Annotated in this window: 23 protein-coding genes; 13 read left to right on the plus strand and 10 right to left on the minus strand. The window is 68.9% G+C overall.

Annotated elements, in window-relative coordinates; translation table 11 throughout:
• The 7 genes from ACJH6J_RS12545 to eccE all read left to right on the plus strand — a co-directional run bounded on the left by ACJH6J_RS12545 (position 1) and on the right by eccE (position 6,841).
• Positions 1 to 1,554, plus strand: a complete 1,554-nt coding sequence (locus ACJH6J_RS12545) for a PPE family protein (protein ID WP_406804015.1) — start codon at positions 1 to 3, stop codon at positions 1,552 to 1,554.
• Positions 1,555 to 1,617: 63 nt separating this feature from the next.
• Positions 1,618 to 1,911 carry a WXG100 family type VII secretion target gene (locus ACJH6J_RS12550; protein WP_226520451.1) on the plus strand — a complete coding sequence of 98 codons (294 nt, stop codon included), beginning with the start codon at positions 1,618 to 1,620 and terminating at the stop codon, positions 1,909 to 1,911.
• 42 nt (positions 1,912 to 1,953) lie between these two features.
• Positions 1,954 to 2,241, plus strand: a complete 288-nt coding sequence (locus ACJH6J_RS12555) for a WXG100 family type VII secretion target (RefSeq protein ID WP_061000613.1) — start codon at positions 1,954 to 1,956, stop codon at positions 2,239 to 2,241.
• 53 nt (positions 2,242 to 2,294) lie between these two features.
• Positions 2,295 to 3,167 carry an ESX secretion-associated protein EspG gene (locus tag ACJH6J_RS12560; RefSeq protein ID WP_226522046.1) on the plus strand — a complete coding sequence of 291 codons (873 nt, stop codon included), beginning with the start codon at positions 2,295 to 2,297 and terminating at the stop codon, positions 3,165 to 3,167.
• A 7-nt stretch (positions 3,168 to 3,174) separates the two neighbouring features.
• Positions 3,175 to 4,566: a type VII secretion integral membrane protein EccD gene (gene eccD, locus ACJH6J_RS12565; protein WP_406804016.1), complete on the plus strand. Its 1,392-nt coding sequence runs from the start codon at positions 3,175 to 3,177 to the stop codon at positions 4,564 to 4,566.
• Positions 4,566 to 5,945: a type VII secretion-associated serine protease mycosin gene (gene mycP, locus ACJH6J_RS12570; protein WP_406804017.1), complete on the plus strand. Its 1,380-nt coding sequence runs from the start codon at positions 4,566 to 4,568 to the stop codon at positions 5,943 to 5,945. The genes eccD and mycP overlap by 1 nt, the downstream gene beginning before the upstream one ends.
• A complete protein-coding gene (gene eccE / locus ACJH6J_RS12575; RefSeq protein WP_406804018.1) occupies positions 5,942 to 6,841 on the plus strand; it encodes a type VII secretion protein EccE in 900 nt (299 codons plus the stop codon). The genes mycP and eccE overlap by 4 nt, the downstream gene beginning before the upstream one ends.
• 32 nt (positions 6,842 to 6,873) lie before the next feature.
• Here eccE and ACJH6J_RS12580 read toward each other — a convergent pair whose 3' ends face one another.
• On the minus strand, positions 6,874 to 8,106 hold the full coding sequence (locus tag ACJH6J_RS12580; protein ID WP_406804019.1) for an alpha/beta hydrolase family protein: 1,233 nt from the start codon (positions 8,104 to 8,106) through the stop codon (positions 6,874 to 6,876).
• Positions 8,107 to 8,115: 9 nt separating this feature from the next.
• A complete protein-coding gene (locus ACJH6J_RS12585; RefSeq protein WP_212808041.1) occupies positions 8,116 to 9,015 on the minus strand; it encodes an amidohydrolase family protein in 900 nt (299 codons plus the stop codon).
• 51 nt (positions 9,016 to 9,066) lie between these two features.
• On the opposite strand from ACJH6J_RS12585, the gene ACJH6J_RS12590 reads away from it, so the two are divergent.
• A complete protein-coding gene (locus ACJH6J_RS12590) occupies positions 9,067 to 9,828 on the plus strand; it encodes a trans-aconitate 2-methyltransferase (RefSeq protein ID WP_406801667.1) in 762 nt (253 codons plus the stop codon).
• Between the two features lies 1 nt (position 9,829).
• Here ACJH6J_RS12590 and ACJH6J_RS12595 read toward each other — a convergent pair whose 3' ends face one another.
• The 8 genes from ACJH6J_RS12595 to ACJH6J_RS12630 all read right to left on the minus strand — a co-directional run bounded on the left by ACJH6J_RS12595 (position 9,830) and on the right by ACJH6J_RS12630 (position 18,345).
• Positions 9,830 to 10,036: a hypothetical protein gene (locus ACJH6J_RS12595; RefSeq protein ID WP_318984720.1), complete on the minus strand. Its 207-nt coding sequence runs from the start codon at positions 10,034 to 10,036 to the stop codon at positions 9,830 to 9,832.
• 209 nt (positions 10,037 to 10,245) lie between these two features.
• The gene (gene cysC, locus ACJH6J_RS12600) at positions 10,246 to 12,105 is read right to left on the minus strand and encodes an adenylyl-sulfate kinase (protein ID WP_406804020.1); all 1,860 of its coding nucleotides are present in this window, start codon (positions 12,103 to 12,105) and stop codon (positions 10,246 to 10,248) included.
• Positions 12,105 to 13,016, minus strand: coding sequence for a sulfate adenylyltransferase subunit CysD (gene cysD, locus ACJH6J_RS12605; RefSeq protein ID WP_064986140.1), 912 nt, complete (start codon positions 13,014 to 13,016; stop codon positions 12,105 to 12,107). The genes cysC and cysD overlap by 1 nt, the downstream gene beginning before the upstream one ends.
• A complete protein-coding gene (stf0, locus tag ACJH6J_RS12610) occupies positions 13,013 to 13,813 on the minus strand; it encodes a trehalose 2-sulfotransferase (RefSeq protein WP_020103908.1) in 801 nt (266 codons plus the stop codon). The genes cysD and stf0 overlap by 4 nt, the downstream gene beginning before the upstream one ends.
• A gap of 62 nt (positions 13,814 to 13,875) precedes the next feature.
• Positions 13,876 to 15,249, minus strand: coding sequence for a sulfatase (locus ACJH6J_RS12615; RefSeq protein WP_406804021.1), 1,374 nt, complete (start codon positions 15,247 to 15,249; stop codon positions 13,876 to 13,878).
• Between the two features lie 100 nt (positions 15,250 to 15,349).
• Positions 15,350 to 16,069 carry a CoA pyrophosphatase gene (locus ACJH6J_RS12620; protein ID WP_212808044.1) on the minus strand — a complete coding sequence of 240 codons (720 nt, stop codon included), beginning with the start codon at positions 16,067 to 16,069 and terminating at the stop codon, positions 15,350 to 15,352.
• A gap of 26 nt (positions 16,070 to 16,095) precedes the next feature.
• Positions 16,096 to 16,581, minus strand: coding sequence for a hypothetical protein (locus ACJH6J_RS12625; protein WP_212808045.1), 486 nt, complete (start codon positions 16,579 to 16,581; stop codon positions 16,096 to 16,098).
• 99 nt (positions 16,582 to 16,680) lie between these two features.
• Entirely contained in the window at positions 16,681 to 18,345 is a 1,665-nt protein-coding gene (locus tag ACJH6J_RS12630) for a cytosine permease (RefSeq protein ID WP_212808046.1), read from the minus strand.
• 99 nt (positions 18,346 to 18,444) lie between these two features.
• On the opposite strand from ACJH6J_RS12630, the gene ACJH6J_RS12635 reads away from it, so the two are divergent.
• From ACJH6J_RS12635 to ACJH6J_RS12655, 5 genes are all read left to right on the plus strand, one after another.
• Complete coding sequence (locus ACJH6J_RS12635) at positions 18,445 to 19,104, plus strand: phosphatase PAP2 family protein (RefSeq protein WP_212808047.1); 660 nt, start codon at positions 18,445 to 18,447, stop codon at positions 19,102 to 19,104.
• Between the two features lie 47 nt (positions 19,105 to 19,151).
• Positions 19,152 to 19,802, plus strand: a complete 651-nt coding sequence (locus ACJH6J_RS12640) for a L,D-transpeptidase (RefSeq protein ID WP_212808048.1) — start codon at positions 19,152 to 19,154, stop codon at positions 19,800 to 19,802.
• Between the two features lie 239 nt (positions 19,803 to 20,041).
• The gene (locus ACJH6J_RS12645) at positions 20,042 to 21,973 is read left to right on the plus strand and encodes an Hsp70 family protein (protein ID WP_212808049.1); all 1,932 of its coding nucleotides are present in this window, start codon (positions 20,042 to 20,044) and stop codon (positions 21,971 to 21,973) included.
• A gap of 380 nt (positions 21,974 to 22,353) precedes the next feature.
• Entirely contained in the window at positions 22,354 to 22,830 is a 477-nt protein-coding gene (locus tag ACJH6J_RS12650; protein ID WP_244872704.1) for a PASTA domain-containing protein, read from the plus strand.
• A gap of 270 nt (positions 22,831 to 23,100) precedes the next feature.
• Positions 23,101 to 23,949, plus strand: a complete 849-nt coding sequence (locus ACJH6J_RS12655) for a family 16 glycosylhydrolase (protein ID WP_212808050.1) — start codon at positions 23,101 to 23,103, stop codon at positions 23,947 to 23,949.
• Positions 23,950 to 23,959: the final 10 nt, after the last annotated feature.

Genomic DNA, 23,959 nt, shown 5'->3' on the forward strand with positions numbered 1-23,959 from the left:
ATGACCGCCCCCATCTGGATGGCGCTGCCCCCCGAAGTCCATTCGACGCTGCTTTCCAGCGGACCCGGTCCGGGCTCCCTGCTGGCCGCGGCGGCTGCCTGGCAGTCGCTGAGCGCCGAATATGCCTCGGCCGCAGCCGAACTCACCGCGTTGTTGGGTGAAGTCCAGGCGGGGGCGTGGGAAGGGCCGAGCGCCGAGCAGTACCTCGCCTCCCACGCGCCGTATCTGACCTGGCTGGCCCAGGCCAGCGCCAACAGCGCTGCCAACGCGGTACAGCACGAGACCGCCGCCGCGGCCTACACCACCGCCCTGGCCGCGATGCCGACGCTTCCCGAATTGGCTCTCAACCACGTCGTGAACGCGGCGCTGGTCGCGACGAACTTCTTCGGTATCAACACGATTCCGATCGCGCTGAACGAAGCCGACTACGCGCGCATGTGGCTGCAGGCCGCGACCGTGATGGGGACGTACCAGGCGGTGTCGGGCGCGGCGGTGGCGGCGACTCCGACGACCACGCCGGCACCGATGATGCTGGCGGCCGGCGTCGGCGAGGCCGGCACCGCGTCGGCCGGCGCGACGCAGGCGGGCGCCCAGCTGCAGGCCGCGGACGCCGGTTCGTCGCTGGATGCGTCGAACGCGATCACCGACTATCTGTACAACTACATCAAGACGCTGCCGGGTGGCGATCTGATCTGGAAGTTCCTGCAGGATCCGCTGGGCCAGATCCAGCAGATGATCTTCGACTTCCTGACCAACCCGTCGGAAGCGCTGACCACCTGGGGGCCACTGCTTTTCGCGCTCGGCTATCAGGCGTTCTTCCAGCCCGTCGGCTGGGGCACCTGGGGTGCGATGCTGTCGGCACCGTTGTGGGGGCCGGCACTGATCGCCGTCGGTCTGTCCAGCCTGGGCCTGCTGGCGCTGCTCGAACCCGACTACGTGCCGGATCCCGAAGTCGCCGATGCCTTCCCGCCGCCGCCGCAGTTACAGACTGCCGACCACCAGATGCCGGTGGTCAGCGTCGCCCCGACGGTGCCGGCCACCCCGGCCTCGCCGGCGAGCGCGCCTGCGCCCGCGCCGACTTCGGTCGCGGCCCCCGCACCGGCCGCACCGGCGCCGCTGATGGCGTATGCGGTGGCCGTCGACGATCCGGGGCCGGGCTTCACCCCGACCCTGCGGGACGGCGCCACCGCGCCGGCACCGGCATCCGGTATCGCGGCCGCCGCCGCGGCAGCCGCTGCCGCCGCCGCGACCGAGCGTCGCCGGGCCCGTCGCCGTCGTGCGGCGAAAGAGCGGGGTGTCCGTGACGAGTACATGGACATGAACTCCGAGGTCGATCCCGACTTCGGGGACGACGCCGGCGCGGACAGGGCGCCACGCGCCGATGTGCTGGCCTCGGCCCGCGGTGCCGGGCCGATCGGTTTCAGCGGCACGCTGACCCGCCAGGACCAGCAGGCGACAGGCCTGAACCGCCTGACCGGCAACGGTTTCGGAGGCGGTGTCACCGAGCCCATGCTGCCCGGCAGCTGGGACACGGAAGGCGGTGCCGACCGCTGAGCCTGCGGACCCAAAAGATTTGACCACCAACAGAATCGCCGACGATCCCCGAGAGGAATCACCATGAGCATGCTCGACGCACACATCCCCCAGCTGATCGCTTCCGAGTCGACCTTCTCCGCGAAGGCCGCACTGATGCGCAGCACCATCGGCCAGGCCGAGCAGGCCGCGCAGTCGGCCCAGGGCTTCCACCAGGGTGACTCGGCGGCTGCCTTCCAGGCCGCACACGTCCGCTTCATGGCGGTCGCTGCCAAGGTCAACACCTTGCTCGACATCGCACAGGCCAACCTGGGCGACGCGGCCGGCACCTACGTCGCGCAGGACACCGCCGCGGCCGGCACCTACACCTCGGTCTAGCCGCCGCAACCCGACCCAGATACCCAGGAGCGAGGAGATCCCATGTCCCAGATCATGTACAACTACCCGGCGATGCTGGCCCACGCCGGCGAGATGACCGCCTACGCGGGTGCCCTGCACGCCGTCGGTCTCGACATCGCCAGCGAGCAGGCCGCCCTGGCCGGTGCCTGGCAGGGTGACACCGGAACCAGCTACCAGGCGTGGCAGGCCCAGTGGAACACCGCGATGGAAGAACTCGTCCACGCCTACCGCGCGATGGCGAGCACCCACGAGACCAACACGCTGTCGATGAGCGCACGTGACAGCGCCGAAGGCGCCAAGTGGGTTTAGGTCCAACGGTTTCGGCGCGTTCCGGGTCGCTCGGTGACCCGGAACGCGCCGGAATCCCGGTCTCCGCGGTCGAACTGACCGCGGAGCAAGCCTGGTTCCTCGCGGACCGTCTGGGCGCCGGGGGATTTCCGTGGGTGCTGGCCATCACGCAGCCCTACAGCGACCCCGCCGCCAAGAACGGTTTCGATGCCGACCAGGTCACCGCGCTGACGCGGATGGGGGTGCTGTCCGCCGACGGCTCCGTGCATCCCGCTGTCGCGCAATGGATTCGGGCCGTATGCCGGCCCCGGCGCTGGCTGGAACTGCGATGGGTGTCCGGAGCCGGCGCCATGCTGCGCGGGATTCTCGTGCGCAGCGGCGACCTGACCGTGGCGGTACTGCGCAGCGAGCACCTGATGACCTGTACTGAACTGACCGTCGCGTCCCCCGATGCGCTGGTGCCGGTGCTCACGGCAGGGTTGTCCGGCCGCGTGCCCGCCCGGTTCGACGAGTTCGCGATGCCCGCCCACATCGGGGCCAAGGCCGACGAACGGCTGCGCCGCGGCGACTCGCTGGACGACGTGATGGACCACCTCGGCATCCCACCGTCGGCGCATGCCGTCGTGCGGGCCGCGTTCGCGCCCGGCCGCAGTTACGTGGAGATCGTCGCGGGCGACCACCGTGACGGTCACCGGATCAGCACCGACGTCGGCGTCAGCATCGTCGACACCGCCGCGGGCCGCGTCGTCGTGGCGCCGGTGAAAGCCGCTGACGGCACCTGGATTTCACACTTCGCCCCGGGCACCGACCTCGCCGTCACCGCTGCGGTGCAGCGGTTGACCGCGACGCTGCCCGACGGTCCCTGGTTCCCCACGGCGAACCTGACCCGAGACTTCGAGACCTCGACTGGAGAACGGAAAGAAAATGTCCCCCAACACGTCTGGTAGTACTGCGATGCCGATTGTGCGGGTCGCGGTGCTCGCCGCGGGCGACGAGCAGGGTGGTCGCGGGCGACTCACCGATGTCGCCCTCCCGGCGGGCCTGCCCCTGCGCGAGATCGTGCCCGCGGTGCGGCGCATCATCGGAGTCAACGGGACCCCCGACTCCGCAAGCTCCGCAGAGCTGTCGCTGGCGCCGCTGGGCGGTGCGGCGTACAGCCTCGACGCGACCCTCGACACGGTCGGTGTGGTCGACGGTGACCTGCTGGCGCTGCAGCCGGTGCCCGCCGGTCCGCCGGCCCCGCGCATTGTCGAGGACATCGCCGATGCCGCTGCCATCTTCTCCGCCGCGCGCGAAAACCCCTGGGGCAATGCACATATCCGGCGCTTCGCGGCGTGGGCCGTCGTGGCCTTGACGGTGCTTGCCACCGCGCTGGCGACTTTCGTACGGGTACGCACCGGCCAACCGGCCGGGCTGTTCACCGTCGTGGGCGTGGCGGTGCTGACCGTTGCGGCGGCCCTGCTGACCCGGCCCGCCATGCCGCGGCTGGCGACAGCCCTGAGCCTGGCCGCCCTGCTACCGGTCGGCGCGGCCTTCGCGCTGGCGGTCCCCGGCCCGTCCGGTCCGGCTTGCCTGCTGCTCGGCGCGGCAGCGGTCGCGGCGTGGTCGATCATCAGCATCACCGTCGGCGGGCAGGCCATCGCGGCCTTCACGGCCACGACCGTCCTCGGTATCGCCGGCGTGATCGTCGGTGGCGCCGCTTCGATCTGGCAGCTGGGCAACGCTGTCATCGGCGCCGTGCTCATCGTTTTCGCGTTGCTCGTCATGGTCCAGGCCGCGCAGCTGTCGACGCTGTGGGCGCGTTTCCCGGTGCCGAACATCCCGGCGCCGGGTGACCCGACGCCGTCGGCGCTGCCGCGGTCCGTGCTGGCCGATCTGCCGCGCCGGGTCCGGGTGTGCGACGCCCACCAGACCGGCTTCCTCGCCGGTGCCGTGCTGACCCTGACCGCTGGTTCGGTGGTTCTGGTTGCGGGGGCGCACCCGTCGCCGTGGGCGTGGTACGTGGTCGGCGCCGCCGCGCTGGCGACAGCGCTGCGGGCCCGCATCTGGGACTCGGTGCCGTGCAAGGTGTGGCTGCTGGGCCAGCCGTATCTGCTTGCGGCCGTGCTGCTTACGCTGTTCGCCGGCGGCGGCCACTACGCCAACGCCTGGTGGGCGCTGGGTGTGCTCGCCGCGCTCGTGACGGTCGGTGTGGTGGCTGCCCTGAACCCCCAGGTGGCCGACCCGCAGACCTACTCGCTGCCGATGCGTCGTCTGGTCGGCTTCGCTGCGACGGCATTGGACGCTTCACTGATCCCGGTGCTGGCCTACCTGGTGGGCCTGTTCGCCTGGGTCATCAACCGGTGATGGTGGCCATCCGGCGCGGAATCTCCGTCCTGACAGCCGTTTTCGCCGCCACCGCCGCAGTAGTGCCGACCGCACTGGTACCGGCCGCCGGTGCCATCGTGCCGCCGCACGTCGACGAGCATGCGGCGCCGCCGTCGGGCAGCGTCGGTCCCGTCGCGGCGATGGGGCAGCGTGGGCAGTGCGTCACCGCCGGCGTGCTGCCCGGCACCGATCCGGGCGCGCCGGGTCCGGGCCATACCCTGCTCAACGTGCCGGGCGCCTGGGCGTTCAGCCGCGGTGACGGACAGACGGTGGCGGTCATCGACACCGGCGTGTATCCCGGTCCGCGGTTGCCCAATGTGGAGGCCGGCGGTGACTTCGTGGCGAACACCGACGGACTCACCGACTGTGACGGCCACGGGACTCTCGTCGCCGGTCTGATCGCCGGTCAGCCGGGCGCGGACGGGTTCTCCGGCGTTGCGCCGGGCGCCCGCATCCTCGCCATCCGTCAGACGTCCGAGCGGTACGCGCCCCGCGGCAACGGGGGCGACCCGGCCGCGGCGTACGCGACCATCGCGGTCGCGTCACTGGCCCGGGCCGTGGTGCATGCCGCCGACCGCGGCGCCAAGGTCATCGCCATCACGGCCGTCACCTGCCTGCCCGCCGACCGGCCGGTCGACCAGACCGAACTGGGCGCGGCACTGAAATACGCTGCGCAGGAGAAGGATGCGGTGATCGTCGCCGCCGCAGGCAACGATCGGGCCGGCCTCGCCGGCGGCCCGTCGTGCGAGGCGAACCCCCTCGACAACCCCGGCAACGCGGCCGACCCGCGCAACTGGGCCGGGGTGAAGTCGGTGTCCATCCCGTCCTGGTGGCAGCCGTACGTGCTGTCGGTCGGATCGCTCGACGCCGCCGGACAACCGTCGGACTTCACCACCCCCGGGCCGTGGGTCGGCATCGCGGCACCCGGTGAGAACGTCTCGTCGACCGGGGCGAACGGCTTGGCCAACGCACTGCCCAACGAGCGTGGCGACCTGTTCCCGTTGCGTAGCAGCAGCTACGCCGCCGCCTATGTCGCCGGTGTTGCCGCCTTGGTACGCAGCCGATTTCCCGCGCTGAACGCGGCTGACGTCACGCACCGCCTGACCGCCACCGCGCACGGTGCCGCGCGCTCGCCGTCGAACCTGGTGGGCGCCGGCGTCGTCGACCCGGTTGCGGCACTGACCTGGGACCTGCCGGCGACAGCCCCGGCGCCGAAATCCGTTGCGGTGGCCATGCCGCCCGAGCCGGCGCCCACGGACACCACGCCCCGGACCATCGCGTTCACCGGTGCGGCAGTGCTGGCGATCGCCGCGCTGATCGCCCTGGTCGCGTACCGAAGAAAGGACGGCGCCCGATGACGGCCCGAATCACGTTGGCATTGCTGGCGATCATCCCGGCGGTCATGACGTACCCGTGGCACACGACGCCGCAGAAGTGGATCCTGGGCATCGCAGTCGCCGTGGTGCTGCTGGTGTTCGCCTGGTGGCGCGGAATGTTCTTCACCACCATGGTGTCCCGTCGCCTCGCGGTGTGGCGCCGGAACCGCCGCGGCGCCACACGGCCGGCGGCCGGTCAGGTCACCGTGGTGCTGGAAGCCGGTGAATTCCCTTACGACGCATTGCCTCTTGTCGCGTCCTATGTGGACCGCTACGGCGTGCGGTGTGACTCGGTGCGCGTCACGGAACGCCGGCTCGACGACGCGCGCAGCGCGTGGGTCAGCGTCACGGTGTCGGCCGCGTCGAATCTTGCTGCGCTGCAGGCGCGGTCGTCGGAGCTGCCGCTCGCGGACACTGCGGAGAAGGTGGCCCGCCGGCTTGCCGACCAACTCCGCGAGGCCGGCGTCCCCGTCGCGGTCACGGACGCGGCGCCTGCGCCGAAGTCGGAAGGCGCGCGCGAGAAGTGGCGCGCAGTTGTCGACGGCGACGGCTACCTGACGGCCTACGGGCTGCCCGCAGATCAGGGGTTGCCGGAATGCCTGGCCGAGCTGTCCGCTACGACAGAGCTGTGGACGGTGCTCGAGTTCGCACCGGGCGCAGCGATTTCCGCGGCCTGCGCGGTGCGCACGGCCAACGCTCCCGCCGCGGCGGCGGTCGCGGGTCTGGCGCGCGAGTCGGGCCGGCAGGGGCCACTGCTCGCGGCGATGGCCCCGGCGTCGGCCGGCGGCCTCGGTACGCGGCCGGGTGTGCTGACCACGGAATTGCTCGAGGAGCTGTCCGGACTCGGCACCGCCGTTGAGTCTGCGGCCAGGGCCTGAAGGTTCGAGTAGGGAGCGCCCCACCCGCAGGATCAGCGGGCGGGACGCACCTGCCCGGCCTGCCGGTCGCTGCCAAACATGAACGGGCTCATGAACTTGGTCATGCGGCGCAGATAGTCGGGCTGGCTGACGTGCAGGATGTGATTGCCGGGGAACCAGTGGAACGCGCAGCGATCCCAGTGTTCCCACAGCAATTCGGCCTGCTGCGGCGGCGCCAGGCGGTCGCCCAGACCGGCGATGATCAGCCGTCGATCCGTGGGCACCAGCGGCGTGTAGTTCAGCGGTGAGTGGTACTGCCCGGCAGCGGCGATCAGGTCCTCGTCGGTGTGGGCCAACCGATTACTCAGCTTGACCAGCAGATTGGCCGGGAACCATTCGTCGACCGTGCGGTCCGGTGTCACGACCGGAACGTTCGGGATGACGGCCTGGATGCGGTCGTCGACCGAGGCGATCAGCGACGAGGTGTAGCCGCCCAGCGACATCCCGGTCAGGGCAATGCGATCGACGCCGGCGTGTTCCAGATAGTCGAGCACGGAACGGAAGTCGTGCACGGCTTGCGCCATGGCCTCGGCGAAACCGGGGACGCCGTCCATGAAGAAGCCGTAGCCACTGTACGGAGAGCCCTTCTCGGCCCGCGGCCCGTGGAACGGCAGGGTATAGAGCAGGACGTCATACCCGGACCGGAAGAACCACGGCAGCGAGAAGAACAAGCCGTTGAACAGGTAGGGCGAGCCCATGAACCCGTGGATCACGCACAGTGTGGGACGCGGACCGTCGTCGTGCCGCCAATGCTGGGCATGCACCACGTTGTTGCGCGCATAGCCGCGTCGCCGGTCCCGCATGCCGGGATACACGGCGTCGTAACTGCTCTGGAACCAGATGTTCTGCACCTGGCCGCGCGCGACCCACTGCGCGACGGCGCCGGCGGGACGCGCGGACACCTGCGGCGGACCACTGGGCGCCGGGAAACACTGCCCGGGGTCCTTGGTGGCGGCCAGTTCGGCATAGAACCGCAGGGCGTCGGGGTCGTCGCCGGCCCGGTTGCGCACCGCCGACGCTGCCATCCGCGGAACCATGCCGGCGCCGATCACCGAGGCCAGCGCCGTACGAAGGCCCAGGTCAGCCACGGCCGAGGAGTCGACGATCAGCTTCTGTTGCCACGTCAGGTCGGACCGGCGCGGCAGTCCGCGGGCGGTGGCATCCGCGCCCGGCACGTCGGGGACCGGGACGGGTGGGTTGAACGCATCGCCGTGCGGATTGTTCACGTTCGGATGCTAACCCCGGTTCTCGGCGCCCGTCAGCCGATCTTCGAGATCGAACAGCCTGGCGGCGTTGTGGTACAGCACTTTTCGCAGCCAGTCGTCGTCCGGGGCCACCTTGCTGAGCACCTCGAGGGACTCGCCGTACCGGTACGGGATGTTGGGGAAATCGCTGCCGAACAGGATGCGGTCACCGAGCGCAGCCAGCCGGGGCAATTCGGCAGGCGGGAACGGCATGGACTCCTCGATGAACGGGGTGAACGCCATGGTGGTGTCCAGGTGCACGCCGTCGAATCGTTCGCAGAGGTCCAGGAAGTCCGTGTATTCGGGCATGCCCAGGTGCGCGATGATGAGCTTCAGACCCGGATGCCGGTCCAGCACGGTGCGGATCTGGCCTGGGCCGGTGTGCGCGCCGGGCGTCGGGCCGGAACCACAGTGGATGATCACCGGGACATCGGCCTCGTCGATGGCGCCCCACACGTCGTCGAGCAGCGGGTCGGCGGGGTGATAGGCGCCGACCTGGACGTGCGCCTTGAAAACCTCGGTGCCGCCGGCGATGGCCTCGGCCACGTAGTCAGCTGCGCCGGGCTCCGGGAAGAACGTCGCCGTCGACAGACAGTCGGGGTTCTGCGCGGCGAACTGCGCGGCCCACTGGTTCAGCCAGGCGGCCATGTCGGGCTTGTGCGGATAGACCAGCGACGTGAACGCCAGCACCCCGAAACCACGCAGCGTCTCCAGCCGGTGCTGCTCCTCGGTGCGGTAGGTGATGGGCCAGGTGCGGCCCGTGAGCGGCCCGGCGCTGTCGAAGTACTTCCACACCTTGTCCATCACGTTCTTGGGCATGAAATGGGTGTGCACGTCGATCAGGCCGGGAAGGGCCAGCGACTGCCAGAAGTCGCGTACTGAATCGTCCATCACCCAACAGAATGGCAGGCGCGCGCCAGGACCCGGCGGCAGGATGGGGATGTGTGGAATCCAGACACCTACCTCGCCTTCGCTGACCACCGCGGCCGGCCCTTCTACGACCTGCTCGCGCGCGTCGGTGCCCAGGCACCCCGGCGCGTGGCGGACGTGGGCTGCGGCCCCGGGAATCTGACTGCCACGCTGTCGGAGCGCTGGCCCGGCGCGGTGATCGAAGCGGTGGACAACTCACCGGAGATGGTCGAGGCGGCCCGGGCACGCGGCGTCGACGCCCGGGTGGTGGCGGCCGCCGACTGGGCGCCCGCGGCCGACACCGATGTGATGGTGAGTAACGCTGTGCTGCAATGGGTTCCGGAGCACCGCGACCTGTTGCGGCGGTGGGCCGCCGAACTGCCGAAGGGTGCCTGGCTGGCCTTTCAGGTGCCCGGCAACTTCGACTCGCCGTCACATCGGGCGGTGCGGGAGGTCGCCCGGTATCCGGAGTTCGCCGAGGCGCTGGCCGACATCCGGTTCCGCGAGACGAACGTGGTCGACGACCCGGCGGGCTATGCCGCGCTGCTGACCGCCGCGGGGTGCACCGTCGACGCCTGGGAGACGACCTATCTGCACCAATTGACCGGTGCCACACCGGTGCTGGACTGGATCACCGGCACCGCGCTGACCGACGTCCGCTCCCGGCTCACCGTCGACGCCTGGGAGCGGTACCGGCAGGCGATCATCCCGCTGCTGGCGCAGGCATACCCGCCCCAGCCCGACGGCACGACGTTCTTCCCGTTCCGCCGGATCTTCGTGGTCGCCCAGACGTGAATCAGTGAATCTGCTGGTACTGGTGCTGAATCGGGGTCCCGGGCTGGGGCGCGTTGTTCTGGTGCGCGAACACCTGGTGCACTGAGCTCGAGGTGGTGGAGGGCGCGGCGTGAGCGGACGTGGCCAGGCCGATCGCGATGAGGCCGGGCGCGACGGTCAGGCCGATGACGATGATGAAGTAGCTGACCCAGCGGGTGACGATGCTCATCTGAATTCTCCTGCTGCTGTGGGCTTTTGATGTCGTATCCGGGGTGATCCGGTGTTGACTCAAGAGTCCCGCAGCAGGGCCCGGCCGTCTGTCCACCAGCCGGGCCCTCAACAGGATGAATTCACTGTCCCCCGATCGGGGGACACCGCCACGGGGATTTGTGCACGATTTTCCGCGCCGACCGCGGAAAAACGTGCACAAATCCCTGGTCAGCGGAGGGTGTTGAGCGCCCCGAGCACCTGGGCGACCAGGGTGTCGATGTCGGCGCCGGTGGTGTCGACGACGAGATCCGGGTTCTCCGGCGGCTCGTAGGGGGCGTCCACGCCGGTCAGGCCGCGCAGCTCACCGGCCTTGGCCCGGGCGTACAGGCCCTTGGGGTCGCGGCGCTCGCACTCGCTGCGCGGGGTGGACACGTAGACCTCGATGAACGGCAACTTGGCGACGGTGCTCAGCTCGCGGGCGGTGTCGCGGTCCGACTTCAACGGCGACACCAGCGAGGCCAGCGCCACCACACCCGAGTCGGCCAGCAGCCGGGCCAGGTGACCCACCCGGCGGATGTTCTCGGCCCGGTCACCGGCCGAGAATCCCAGGTCGTCGGACAGCCCGTGCCGGATGTTGTCGCCGTCGAGCAGATAGGCCACCTGCCCGCTTTCGACCAGCGCCCGCTCGACCGCGACGGCCAGCGTCGACTTGCCCGATGCCGGCAGCCCGGTGAACCAGATGGTCGCGCCCCGCTGCCCGGTCCGCGCCCACCGGTAGGACCGGTCCAATGACGAATGGTGCCAACGGATGTCGCTGCGCGAGTGGGTGCCGAGCTTCACCTCGCGCGGCTCGGTGATGGTGCCGGCGCCGACGGTGTCGTTGGACGTCTCGTCGATCAGGATGAACGCGCCGCTCTCCCGGTTGTCGCGGTACGGGTCGGCGATGACGGTCGAACTGGTCCGCAGCGTGACGGCGCCGATGTCGTTGAGTACCAACTCGACCGGCTGATCGATGTCGTCCAGCGTCTCGGGGTCGAGTCGCGTGTGCAGCGCCTGCACCGTGGCGCGGACGGTGCGGGTGCCCTGCTTGAGCGCCAGTCGGTCACCGGCCCGCAGCGGGGTCTCGGCGAACCAGCAGACCGTCGCGTCGAGTTCGCGGGCGAGTACCGGCACCGAGGCGTTCTCGGCACTGCTGACGAGCACGTCGCCGCGGCCGACGTCGATGTCGTCGGCCAGCTCGATCGAAACCGACAGCGGGGCAACGGCGGTGGTGCGGTCGTCGTCGAGGGTGTCCACAGCCGTGACGGTCGAACTGGTGCCGGCCGGCAGGCTGAGCACGGTGTCGCCGACCTTCAGGGTGCCGGCGGTCAGCCGGCCGGTGTAGCGACGGCGCAGCTCGGCGGTGGGTCGGGACACCCACTGGATGGGCAGCCGCAGCTTGGCCGGTTCGGGTTGTGGCGCACTGAGTTCGATGCCCTCGAGGTATTCCAGCAGTGTCGGCCCCTCGTACCACGGGGTGTTCTCCGAACGGTGCACGACGTTGTCGCCGAGCTTGGCCGCCAGCGGAATGACGGTCAGGTCCACCGCGCCCAGGCGGGCCGCGACCTTGCCGAGCTCGTCGTGTACCGCGTCGAACCGGGCCTGGTCGAAGTCGACGAGGTCGATCTTGTTGACCGCCGCCACGAAATGCTTGATGCCCAACAGCTTTGCGATCCGGGCGTGGCGCAGGGTCTGGCGCAGCACGCCGGCGCGGGCGTCGACCAGCAGGATGGCCACGTGCGCGTTGGAGGCGCCGGTGAACATGTTGCGGGTGTAGCGCTCATGGCCCGGGGTGTCGGCCAGGATGTAGCTGCGGGACTCGGTGGAGAAGAAGCGGTAGGCCACGTCGATGGTGATGCCCTGTTCGCGTTCGGCGCGCAGGCCGTCGGACAAAGCTGCCAGGTCGGCCACACCGTCGTCGTCGGTGACGGCGTCCAGGTGGTCGAGCGGCAGGCTGTCGGTGTCGTGCAGCAGCCGGCCGATCAGGGTGCTCTTGCCGTCGTCGACCGAGCCCGCGGTGGCAATGCGCAGAAGTTGCCTGGTGCTCATCAGAAGTAGCCCTCTCGCTTACGGTCTTCCATCGCCGCCACCGACGTGCGGTCGTCGGCCCGGGTCTCGCCGCGTTCCGACACGGTGGCAGCGGAGATCTCGGTGATCACGCTCGCGATGTCGACGGCTTTCGACCGCACCGCACCGGTGATGGTGAGGTCGCCGACGGTGCGGTAGCGCACCCACTCGACTGCCGCCGATTCGCCGGGACCGGGTTGGGTGTACTCCGACACGGCGAGCAGGATGCCGTCGCGCTCGAACACCTCCCGTTCGTGCGCGAAGTAGATCGACGGCAGCTCAAGGTTTTCCAGCTCGATGTAGCGCCAGATGTCGAGCTCGGTCCAGTTGGACAGCGGGAACACCCGAACCTGCTCGCCCTTGCGGATGCGGCCGTTGTACAGCGACCAGGGCTCGGGCCGCTGGGCCCGCGGGTCCCACTGGCCGAACTCGTCGCGGAAGCTCAGGATGCGTTCCTTGGCGCGGGCGCGCTCCTCGTCGCGGCGGGCACCGCCGAACGCGGCGTCGAAGCCGCCGGCCTCCAGCGCATCCAGCAGCGTGCGGGTCTGCTGCCGGTTGCGCGAGGCCCCCGGTCCCGGATCGGCCACCCGGCCGGTGTCGATGCTCTCCTGCACCGACCCGACGATCAGCTTGTGCCCCTGGCCCGTCGTGCGGCGATCCCGGAAGTCGATGACCTCGGGGAAGTTGTGGCCGGTGTCGACGTGCAGCACCGGGAATGGCAGCGGACCGGGCCGAAATGCCTTCTCCGCCAGGCGAAGCAGGACGATGGAGTCCTTGCCCGCGGAGAACAGCAGCACCGGGCGCTCGAGCTCGGCCACGACCTCGCGGATGATGTGCACGGCCTCGGCTTCGAGCAGCCGGAGTTCGTCGACCTGGGTATCTGTGGTGCTCATACCGGCAGCCCCTCCTTTTCGGCTTCGGCGCGGTAGCGCTCCACCCATTCGTCAGAACGCTGATCGGCCTGACGTTCCAGCACCGGTTTCGGTGCGAGCCTGCGGTCCTGACCGAGCGCCTCCAGCACATCGCCGACGACCTCGGTCAGGTTGCGCCACAACACCGGATACGGCACTTCGATCCGGTTGACGTTCTCCTCGGCGAACCAGTTCTGCCAGCCCTCTTCCTGGGCCCGCAGCATCTTCACGACGTGGGCGATGGCGCCGGCGTGGTACTCCGCGCGAGCGTCGCGCACCGGGTCCGGGCGGCCCCGCCACACCCGCGTCTGCACCGCGCGCCAGAACGAAACCGCCTGGGACACCACGTCGGGCCGGTGGATGTGGATGAGCACCGGGTCCGAGCCGATGACGTCGCGGATGGCCGCCAGCAGCCCGTCACCGGAACGGTCCGGCAGGTCCTTGGCTCGTCGTTGCAGCTGCGCGGTCTGGTTCCACATGAGCTTGCCGCCCCAGATCCCGTTGGGTGTGCGGCCGGCGGTCTGGATGTAGTCGCGCCAGATGGTCGCCGGCGCCAGTTCGGGCCTGCCGTCGATCAGCGGGTCGAGGAGCCGCAGGATCGATTCGTCCTCGGTGTCGGCGAACCACTCGCGCGGCTGCGGCGACATGCTGCTGTGTGGCAGGTACTGGAAGAACTCCTGCGGTTCGCCGGCCACCCCGGTGGCGCGCAGCGACTCGACCAGAAGCGTGCTGCCGCTGCGCTGTGATGCGAGGACCAGATAGGCCGTCGGTGCTGTCATGGCGCAAGAGCCTAGCCTGCACCGAAATCCCTTGCAGAAGGGGATTTTTCGCACACTGAGTATTAGTCTTGCGACGTCGAATCCGCGTTGATTCCGCGGTCGGAGGCCGCCGCCGAGCGGCTCCGCGCGGGGCGCCCGTGGATGCTCAGATACGTCCCGGTGTAGCGGTCCGAGATCTGTGTCCCGGTGAAATCCGAGGGTATGACATCGCCCGTCTGCTGTCGCCACGTGTTGAGCTTGAGGGCCAATTGCGCTGCCACCGCGTGATATTCGGGCTGCACGTCGAGGAGCAGATTGTGCCGCTCGGTGGGGTCGGCGTGCAGGTCGTACAGTTCGCGGGCGGGGCGCGGGTCGCCGATGGCCGACTGCACCGCGCGGCCCGGCGGACTGTCGGCGATGTCCCACGGCAGGTCCAGCAACGGGCGCGAGGCATAGTTCTCGATGTAACTGAAGTCTTTTGTTCGCACTGCGCGAATGGGGTCGAACGAGTCGTGATAGGTCTTGGCGGTGTAGACCTCCTCGCGCACCACGGGCTGAGTCCCGGCCCCGGTCAGCGCCTCCGCATGCGACAGCCCCTCGACGGCGGCCGGAACGGGTACCCCGAGCAGGTCCAGCAGCGTCGGCAGCAGATCCACCCCGCTGAACAGTTCGTCGTAAACCCGTGGCTCGATGCCGGTATCGCGCGGTGGCCGCACGATCACGGCGATGCCGGTCCCGGCGTCGTACAGCGTCGACTTGGCCCGCGGCAGCGCCGGACCGTGATCGGTGAGGAACACCACCCACGTGTTGCGATCCAGTCCGCCGGCCTCGAGTGCGTCGAGCAGCTGCCCCACCGCCGCGTCGGCGACGGCGATGGACCCGTAGAACTCCGCCAGGTCGTCCCGCACACTGTCGGTGTCGGGCAGGTAGTCCGGGACGCTGACGGTGTCGCTGGCCGCGGGTTCGTAGCGTTCCCGCGGGTACGGCCGGTGCGTCTCGAAGAACCCGGTGGTGAGCAGGAACGGCTTCTGTGGTGGTTCCTCGAGCCATTGCACCGCCCGTTCGACGACGTACTCGCAGAACGAGTTCGACACGTCGAACTCGTCGAACCCCAGCCGGGACGGGAACGACGTCTCGTGTTGCATTCCGAACAGTGCTGTGTGCCAACCGGATTCGGACAGCAGTTGGGGTAGCGTCTGGACGCCCGCGTAGTACTCCCACCCGTGGTGCGCGAGCCCGACGAGCCCGTTGCTCTGCGGGTAGCGCCCGGTGAAGATCGAACCGCGCGACGGTGAACACAGCGGGGCGGTGGCGTGGGCCCGGGTGAAGCGGATGCCTTCGGCGGCCAGTTGGTCCAGCCGCGGGCTGCTGACGTCGTGGTGACCGTACGCCCCGAGGTAGCGCCCGAGGTCGTGCCAGTGCACGAACAGCACGTTCTGGCCCGGCGTGTGGGGCATGGGTCGGCTACCTCCTGGCGATCATGGTCACGAAATCAGCCATGAAACCGCGAATTGCTTTACTGTTCAACGGTTTCGTGCGGCATGATTCGTGCCCGCCTCATCGCCACGCGAACACCGGCTGCTCCAGCTCGTCGACCGGGTCCGGCCGGCCTTCCAGCCCGAGCCAGCGCATCTGCAGCAGGACCGCGCCCGTGGGCGCGTGGATGAGGTCGTTGCCCAGCGGAATCTGGACCACCGGACGGTCGCTCTCGGGAATCGAGATGAACCGCGGCGAGTCCGGCCGCTGCAACTGGTGCAGCCCGACGCGGTACACGGCCAGCACCTCGTCGGGTGACGGCTGCGGGTCCAGCCGGCCGCCGCCCCACACCACCACGGGCGTGATGACGTATCCGGAGCGCGTCGCGTAGTCGTCGAGCAGCCCCAGCACGGATTCCTCCGCCAGCTTGATGCCGACCTCTTCGTGCAGCTCGCGCAGTGCGGCGTCCACGACCGTCTCGCCGGGATCGAGGCGCCCGCCGGGCAGCGCCCACTGCGCGGAATGCGAGTTCAGCCGGGACGTCCTGCGGCACAACAGGAACGCCGCGCCGCCGGCGACGTCGACCATGCGGCCGTCCAGATTCTGGTCGGGCAGCGGCCGGCCACCGATCCATTCGTCGACCGGGGCGGGGTCGATCCGGTCCTCACCGCGCTCGGAGTCCACCAGCACGATGGCCACCGCGGCGTGGCGCTTGGTGGGGTCGTCGACCACCCGCCGGCGGTGGCCGGCCAGGTGCGTCCCGATCTGCTCGCGCAGTGCGTCGTCGTACCGGATCGTCATCGGCCCGACGCTACGCGCCGGCTGATTCAGGTGGTGGGCGGCATCCCACAGGCCAGGTACACGTATTTGTTGGGCACGTCGAATGTGAATGCCCGGGCCGGCAGCGCGGCCAGCAGGTCGGCGGGTAGCGGCGTCTTGTAGCGCAGCGACATCGAACCCTCGAAACTCGGGTCGACCGCGGAGAGATCGGGGGCGTCCAGCAGCAGACCGGACTCGTCCAGCTCGGCACGGACCATGGTGCCGGCGGGCGCGTCCCACAGGTGGTTGACGGTCTTGGCGCCCTTCTTCGGCACCGACGACAGCGTGCCGAGCAGCCGCTTCTCGGTGATCACCAATGCGCCCACCAGGCTGCGGAGGGTGCTCTTGGCGACCTTGCCGGGGACGTGGCCGGAGAACCGGAACGTCACCGGGATGAACTCGGCCACGTGCAGCAGCCCCTCGGCCTGGAGCTGCTCACGGATGTCATCGGGCAGGTTGCCGATGCCGAGCAGCTTGCGCAGCAGTACAGCCATGCCTTCAGCGTAGGCCCCGGGGGTGAATGCCCCACGAGAAACGGCGCCGAGCGTGGACGTGTTGTCTCACACTCGGCGCCGCGTCGGTGGTGACGGCCGTCAGTTCTGCGCGGGCAGGACGTGCTCTCCGGTCTTGTCCGTGGCCAGGCACAGCGAGCAGATGTAGCCGCCCTCGGCCGAGGCCAGCATGTCGGGCCGCTCGTACTCGTGGTGGCACTTCTGGCACAGCAGGTGCGCGTCGGACGGGTTGCCGTGCTCGTCGTACATCGGCAGGTCGATGCCGTCGTCGGTGCGGCGCAGGTAGTACTTGCCCTTGGTGGCGATGGCGATGATCGGCGGCAGCACCACACCGAGCCCGATCGCCACCAGCGGCGAGTAGGGGGTCAGCGCCGAGCCGAGTCCACCGAAGAACGCCACCACCGACAGGCCCGCCGCGATCAGCATCGAGCCGAAGCCCACCGGATTGAAGGCGTACAGCATGCCGCGACGGAACTCGGGCTCCTTGGGCGACAGCTTCAGCAGGTACTTGTTGAAGACGATGTCGCTGGCCACCACCACAACCCAGGCCATGCCGCAGTTGGCGTAGAAGCCGAGGATGGTGCTGAGGAAGTCGAACATGTTGGCTTCCATCAGGATCAGCGCGATCAGCAGGTTCACGCCGAGGAACACCAGGCGGCCGGGGTAGTGGTTGGTGATGCGGGTGTAGGAGTTGGTCCACGCCAGCGAGCCCGAGTAGGCGTTGGTGACGTTGATCTTGATCTGGCTGATCACCACGAGCACCACGGCCAGGGTCATGGCGAGCCAGCCCGGCAGGAAGTTTTCGTAGATCGACAGGAACTGGTGCACCGGCTGGTTGGCGATGCCCGCGCTGTCGGCGACATTGGCGATCAGGTAGACGGCGAGGAACAGGCCGACGACCTGCTTGATGGCGCCGAAGAACACCCAGCCCGGGCCGGCCAGGAACATCCAGGTCCACCAGGAGCGCTTGTTCTCCGGGGTCTTCGGCGGCATGAACCGCAGGTAGTCGTTCTGCTCGGCGATCTGCGCGATCAGTGACAGACACACGCCGGCGGCCAGCAGCGTTGAGCCCATGTCGAAGCCCTGGATGTGGTCCTTGCCCTGGTAGGCGAAGAACTGCCCGACCGATTCGGGGTGGCTGATCAGCAGGTAGACGAACGGCGCGACCATCAGGATCAGCCACAGCGGGGTGGTCCAGACCTGCAGCGTCGAGAGCACCTTCATGCCGTAGATGACCAGCGGGAAGATGATCAGTGTCGACACCGCATAGCCGAGCCACAACGGCAGGCCCAGGCCCAATTTGAGGCCCTGGGCCATGATCGACCCCTCCAGCGCGAAGAAGATGAAGGTGAACGTCGCGAAGATGACGTTCGTGACCACCGAGCCGTAGTAGCCGAAGCCACTGCCGCGCGTCACCAGATCGAGGTCGATGTTGTAGCGGGCCGAGTAGTAGGCCACCGGGAACCCGGTCAGCAGGATGACGACCGCGAAGATCGCGATGCCCGCCAGTGCGTTGGTGGTGCCGTACGAGATGCCGATGTTGGCGCCGATCGCGAAGTCGGCCAGGTAGGCGATACCGCCCAGTGCCGAGATGCCGACCACGCGCGTCGACCATTTCCGGTAACTGCGCGGCGCAAAGCGGAGGGTGTAGTCCTCCAAGGTTTCGCGTGTCGCGGTCAACCGGTCCTGATCGACGTCCGGTACAGCGGCAGGCGACAGCGGCTCCTGGCTGAGGTCTTGGGTCATGGTTAGCGAAGCTATGGTCAGTTTGTTTCGTGCCCGTGACAGTTATGTTCCGGGCGGTAGCGAATTTCCAGCGCGCGAGCGCATCCCGGAAGGAGACCGGTGACGAACCGCAACCGCTGGCTGATCGGGGCCGCGGCCGTGATCGGTTACGCCCTGCTGTGGGTGGGCTGGGCAGCGCAATGGCCCTGGGTGACGGCTTTCGACACGTCGCTGCTCGCGCCCTTGCACCGGTACGGTGCGGCACATCCCGGCTGGGTGGTCGGCTGGCAGTGGTTCTCCTTCGTCTTCGGACCCTGGACCTTCCGGATCATTGCGGTGGTGATCGCGTTCGTCGCGCTCGCACGGCGACAGCGCCGCACCGCGCTCTTCCTCTTGATCGGCATCGCCGCGACCGGTCTGGTCACCGAGATCGCCAAGGACATCGCCCAACGGGCGCGGCCGCTGACGGCGCTGGCACACGAACCGTCGTGGTCGTTCCCCTCGGGGCACGCGCTGGGCACCATGGCCGGTGCGCTGGGGCTGTGTGCGGTGTTCCGGCTGTGGGGGGTGGCGCGGCAGCGGCTGATCGAGGTGCTCTGTGCCGTCATCGTCGTGACCGTCGGGGCGAGCCGGGTGGTGCTCAACGTGCACAACCCGACCGACGTCCTCGCAGGGTGGTTGCTGGGTGCGCTGTGGTTCCTGATCTGCGTGCCCTTGCTCGCGCCAGTGCTTGCGTCGGCCGGGTCTCAAAGCCGAAGCCCTATCGTGCCCAAACCTTGACCCGCCCTGGCTTGACCTTCCAGAGGGCGGTTCTCGACCATGGACGGGTGCGCCGACTGTTCGCTTTGCTGTGTGCTGCCGCGCTGGCGGTGGCACTGGCGCCCGTCGGCAACGCGGTGGTCACTCCGTGGTTCGCCAACTCGGTGGGATCGGCCACGCAGGTGATTTCGGTTGTGGGCGTTGGTGGTTCGTCGGCCAAGATGGACGTGTATCAGCGAGGGCCCGCAGGGTGGGACGCCGTCGCGGTCGGGATCCCGGCGCACGTCGGCTCCCGGGGCATGGTCCCGCAGAGCCACGACGGCAACCTGCAGACCCCGATGGGCATCTTCACGCTGCCGTTCGCGTTCGGCACCGCCGCCAATCCCGGCACGGGTCTGCAATACGTCCAGACCACACCTGATCACTGGTGGGACGGCGACATGAAGAGCCCCACCTACAACACCATGCAGGTGTGCAAGAAGGCGCAGTGCCGCTTCGACACCGATCCCGCGAGTGGCACCGAGAACCTCGACATCGCACCCTACAAATACGCCGTGGTCATGGGCGTGAACCCGCAACGGACGCCCGGCAACGGTGGCGCGTTCTTCGTCCACATCGGTGACGGCCCGACGGCCGGATGTGTGGCGATCGACGAGGGCACCCTGGTGAAGATCATGCGATGGCTGCAACCGGGAGCGCTGATCGCCGTTGCCAAGTAATCAGATATGAAGGGCAGCACCGAGTTTCAGCTTGAGCGGCATCGCCGCGTCGTGGGTGCGGTCGTGGCTGTGGATCTCATCGATGCCGCCCCTGTCGGGCGTTGCGGCACACCGGGCGCACAGGCTCGGCAGGTTTCGTCCACAGGGCGGGCACAGCGGACGAAAAGCAATCTGCGAGAACGCCGTTCGCACGTGTCCCGAGCTGCGACGACGCGTTCGCACGTTAGGGTGGTGGGGTTATGAGCCACCAGCTGGGGTTGTCGATCGGGACGACCAACCTGGTCGCAGCGCGCGTCGGTGAACCGCCCATGGTGCGGCGCGCGGTGCTGCGCCTGTACCGTGACCGCGCGCCCCAGATCGGGTTGGCCGCGGATGCCCTCGACGACGGCGTGACACTCACCGGCTTCGTTGAACGCGTCGGCGACCCGGTGCCGATGGTGGCGCCCGACGGCACGGCGTATCACGCCGACCAGTTGGTGGCCGAGGCGTTGGACGCCCTGATCGAGGCCGCGGGCGGCGAGCCGCCGACAGGACAGCTGGCGATATCCGTTCCGGCGCATTGGGATACCGCGACGCTGCGGGCGATGCGGACCGTGATGCGATCCAATCCCAGCCTGGCGCCCAACGGGGTTCCGGCGCGGCTGGTGTCCGACGCGGTCGCGGCACTGACCGCACTGCACGCCAATCCGGGTCTGCCCGCCACCGGCACCGCAGCGCTCCTCGATTTCGGCGGTGGTGGCACCAGCATCACGCTGGCTGCCGCGGACACGTCGTTCGAGCCCGTCGAGACCGTTCGGTACACCGAATTCTCCGGGGAGGCCGTCGACCAGGCGCTGCTGGCGCACGTGCTCGACCGCGTCGGTGGTGCCGGGGGAGTGGACACCGCAGGCACTGCGGCTGTGAGTTCACTGGAGAAACTCCGTGAATCCTGCTGTGCGGCAAAGGAAGCACTGTCGGAGGCCGAGACGGCGACGGTGCCGGTGGACATTCCGGGCCACCAGGGCGATGTCGAGGTCACCCGCGCCGAGTTGGCCGAACTGCTCGACGAACCGCTGACCGGGGTGCTGGCGGAGCTCGATGAGCTGTTGCAGCGCAACAACATTGCGTGGCGGTCCGTCAGCTCGCTGGTTGCGGTCGGTGGTGGCGCGCGGATCCCGGTGATCAGTACGCGGCTCGCCGCACATCTCGAGGCGCGTGGCGCCGCGGGCATTCTCGTCACGACCCCGCAGCCGGCGCTCGATGCCGCGGTGGGTGCGGCACTGTTCGCGGTGTACGGCGCCGACGCCGACGCCAAGACCGGCATGGCGCCGGCCGCATTGCTGGGCACCGCACCGACCGCGGCCGTCGACGGCGGGCCTGCCACCGCGCCCGCGGCCATCCCCGAACTCGACGTGCTCACCGACACCGCGGCAGCCCGGGTGGTCAAAACCACCGGGCCGTCCCTGGCCTGGTCCGAGGACTCCGACGGCGGCGGTGACCTGCTGCCCTACACCGGCGACGACGTCTTCGGTGACACCACGACCACTCGCGCCATCGCGCAGTATGTGCCGCCGGCCGCCGCGGTGGCCACCGAGCCGTCCAAGGCCTGGCAACGGCTCCCGCTGGTGGTGTTCGGCGTCGCGATCTTCGCCGCGATCGCGGCCGTGGGCGGCGTGACGATCGCGCTGACCGGTGACCGCAAGCCCGTCGCGCCGCCGACCACCCCGCCGCCGTCACTGAGCGAATCTCCGACGCCACCGCCGGCGCCGCCGGCCGAACCGGCGCCGCCCAGCACTGTCACCGTCACCAACGAGGTCCCCGCACCGCCACCCCCGCAGCCCAGCCCGACGTACCAACCGCCGGTCACCCACGCGCCGGCGCCGACGCACACCACCACGACGCACGCGCAGACGACGACTCCACCGCCGGCGACCACCACCGCCACCACGAGCGAGCCGCCGCCTCCGCCACCACCACCGCCTACGTCGGAGACGCCGACCTCGACGACGCCGACCATGACGACGAGCTACATCCGGCTGCCGTTCGTGCCGGTGCCGATCCCGATTCAGGTCCCCAAAGGCCCGGACCAACCGGTCGAATCCCAGCCGCCGGCCAATCCGTACTACCCGGGACAGCAGCAGTACCCGTACGGGCAGTACCCGCAGCAGTATCCGCAGCAATACCCCTATTGATAGGCGGAATTGCATCGGATCTCGCTGATTTGAATCCCGTATTGACTATTGACGCAGGCGTCGGAACGTCAGTGTGAACAGGAAATTTACTTGCTCGCATACCACAAATGCGGCAATCTTGTTCTATGAATTCGACAAGAACACGCGTCGGGTTGGCGGCCGCTGCGGCCATGGTTGCGCTGGGCACTCTGGGTGCGATCTCCGCTGGAGTGACCGATGGAGGCGCCGTCGCCGGCTCCGACCACGCCCCGACCAACACCGTTTTCAACAGCCCGGAAGTCCCCGAATTCAACAACGGGGCCACCCAAACCTGGTCTCCGGCGGCATCAACTGCTTCAACGATGAGCGCAGCGCCGGGAGTTAAGGCAGGATAGGGCCCCATGAAGACTGCATGGGGTGTTGCTGCGGCAACTTCGCTGGGTGCTGTGGCCTTGATGTGTAGTGGTGTGGCGTCCGCCGGTTCTGCGCCCAATGTGGTCGGCCAGAAGTTCAGTGACGCGCGGTCGGCGCTGTCCAGTGCTGGATTCAAGCCGCTGGTCTCGACGACGGTGGGCGACCAGCTGCAGTGGCCGAACTGCGTTGTGACCAATCAGGTGGCCCGCACGGTGGCAGCGCCGGCGAACAGCGGTGGTTCGAGCAGCAGTCAGGTTTTGCTGTCGCTGAACTGTGAGGCGGCGTTCGCCACTGCGGGTAGCCCCGGTAACTCGCTGGGTAGCCCGGCGGGTTCGCAGGCTTACGCCTCGGCGTCGGCATCGGCCGCAGCGGCTGCTTCGTCGGCGTCCGCCGCAGCCGCGGCTGAGGCGGCAGCGGCCGGCGAAGCGGGCCAGGTCTGGGAGGGCCAGAACTCCGACCGCTGAACCTGAACCGGTATTGCTGGACGGTTTCGGTTTCTCGATGGTGCGGAATACGCGGCTGTCTGCACACCTGCGCGTTCGGTATTGCTGTTCTCGATGCTCGGGTAGGGATTCGCTGGCTGGCGTAGAGATTTGGACAAGCGTACGTTTTGCTGACTGCTGGTTCGCGCTCGCGTGCCCGTGACGAGAATGCCGCTCTGACAGGTGATTTCAAGCGTGTCGTAAGTTGCGCCAAGTCTGTCTGAGCGGCTTGTATATCCCCTTGTGCCGGAAATGGATCGTCGAAACATGATGCGCGCGTCGGGGCTCGGCCTGCTGGCCGCCGCCGCGATGCCGTCCCCCGCCGCTCTGGCGGATCCCCAACCGGGCAGTTCGCCCACTGCGCCGCTGGCCCCGCAGCCTGCCGCGCAAACGCCCACGTACATCTTCCACGATGAGTTCGACGGCCCCGCCGGGTCGCGGCCCGACCCGGCCAAGTGGAACATCTCGCCGCGGCGCGAGACCATCAAGAACCCGGTGTTCTGGGACCGCCCGGAGAACATGGGTCAGTACCGCGACGACCGTGAGCACGTCTTCCTCGACGGCAAGGGCAACCTCGTCATCCGCGCCACGCGCGATGCCAACGGGAAATACACCAGCGGCAAGGTCTTCGGCACCTTCTGGGGTGGCATCAACACCACCTGGGAAGCCCGGATCAAGTTCAACTGCCTGACCAACGGCTGCTGGCCGGCCTGGTGGCTGTCCAACGACCACCCCGTCGTCGGCGGCGAGATCGACCTGGCCGAGTGGTACGGCAACGGTGAATGGCCGTCGGGCACCACGGTGCACGCCCGGTCGGACGGCACGTCGTTCGACACGCACCCGCACCCGATCGACGGTGGCTGGCACACCTGGCGCGTCACCTGGAACGACGCCGGTATGTCGTTCTGGCAGGACTACACCGAAGGCATGCAGCCGTACTTCTACGTGCCGGCGAACTCTCTGGACGACTGGCCGTTCAACCTGCCCGGCTACTCGGTGTTCCCGGTTCTGAACCTGGCGGTGTCCGGTTCCGGTGGCGGCGACCCCAAGGGTGGCAGCTACCCGGCCGAGATGCTCGTCGACTACGTGCGCGTCTGGTAAACCTCCGACA

Origin of the sequence: Mycobacterium sp. SMC-18 (assembly GCF_045310895.1) — a bacterium.
Classification (GTDB): Bacteria; Actinomycetota; Actinomycetes; order Mycobacteriales; family Mycobacteriaceae; genus Mycobacterium.

What these genes read in the sequence shown, in the direction of transcription:
- ACJH6J_RS12545 (WP_406804015.1), top strand. Translation starts at nt 1, where the DNA reads ATGACCGCCCCCATCTGGATGGCGCTGCCCCCCGAAGTCCATTCGACG.
- ACJH6J_RS12550 (WP_226520451.1), top strand. Translation starts at nt 1,618, where the DNA reads ATGAGCATGCTCGACGCACACATCCCCCAGCTGATCGCTTCCGAGTCG.
- ACJH6J_RS12555 (WP_061000613.1), top strand. Translation starts at nt 1,954, where the DNA reads ATGTCCCAGATCATGTACAACTACCCGGCGATGCTGGCCCACGCCGGC.
- eccD (WP_406804016.1), top strand. Translation starts at nt 3,175, where the DNA reads ATGCCGATTGTGCGGGTCGCGGTGCTCGCCGCGGGCGACGAGCAGGGT.
- mycP (WP_406804017.1), top strand. Translation starts at nt 4,566, where the DNA reads ATGGTGGCCATCCGGCGCGGAATCTCCGTCCTGACAGCCGTTTTCGCC.
- eccE (WP_406804018.1), top strand. Translation starts at nt 5,942, where the DNA reads ATGACGGCCCGAATCACGTTGGCATTGCTGGCGATCATCCCGGCGGTC.
- ACJH6J_RS12585 (WP_212808041.1), bottom strand. Translation starts at nt 9,015, where the DNA reads ATGGACGATTCAGTACGCGACTTCTGGCAGTCGCTGGCCCTTCCCGGC.
- ACJH6J_RS12595 (WP_318984720.1), bottom strand. Translation starts at nt 10,036, where the DNA reads ATGAGCATCGTCACCCGCTGGGTCAGCTACTTCATCATCGTCATCGGC.
- cysC (WP_406804020.1), bottom strand. Translation starts at nt 12,105, where the DNA reads ATGAGCACCAGGCAACTTCTGCGCATTGCCACCGCGGGCTCGGTCGAC.
- cysD (WP_064986140.1), bottom strand. Translation starts at nt 13,016, where the DNA reads ATGAGCACCACAGATACCCAGGTCGACGAACTCCGGCTGCTCGAAGCC.
- stf0 (WP_020103908.1), bottom strand. Translation starts at nt 13,813, where the DNA reads ATGACAGCACCGACGGCCTATCTGGTCCTCGCATCACAGCGCAGCGGC.
- ACJH6J_RS12615 (WP_406804021.1), bottom strand. Translation starts at nt 15,249, where the DNA reads ATGCCCCACACGCCGGGCCAGAACGTGCTGTTCGTGCACTGGCACGAC.
- ACJH6J_RS12620 (WP_212808044.1), bottom strand. Translation starts at nt 16,069, where the DNA reads ATGACGATCCGGTACGACGACGCACTGCGCGAGCAGATCGGGACGCAC.
- ACJH6J_RS12625 (WP_212808045.1), bottom strand. Translation starts at nt 16,581, where the DNA reads ATGGCTGTACTGCTGCGCAAGCTGCTCGGCATCGGCAACCTGCCCGAT.
- ACJH6J_RS12630 (WP_212808046.1), bottom strand. Translation starts at nt 18,345, where the DNA reads ATGACCCAAGACCTCAGCCAGGAGCCGCTGTCGCCTGCCGCTGTACCG.
- ACJH6J_RS12645 (WP_212808049.1), top strand. Translation starts at nt 20,042, where the DNA reads ATGAGCCACCAGCTGGGGTTGTCGATCGGGACGACCAACCTGGTCGCA.
- ACJH6J_RS12650 (WP_244872704.1), top strand. Translation starts at nt 22,354, where the DNA reads ATGAAGACTGCATGGGGTGTTGCTGCGGCAACTTCGCTGGGTGCTGTG.
- ACJH6J_RS12655 (WP_212808050.1), top strand. Translation starts at nt 23,101, where the DNA reads ATGGATCGTCGAAACATGATGCGCGCGTCGGGGCTCGGCCTGCTGGCC.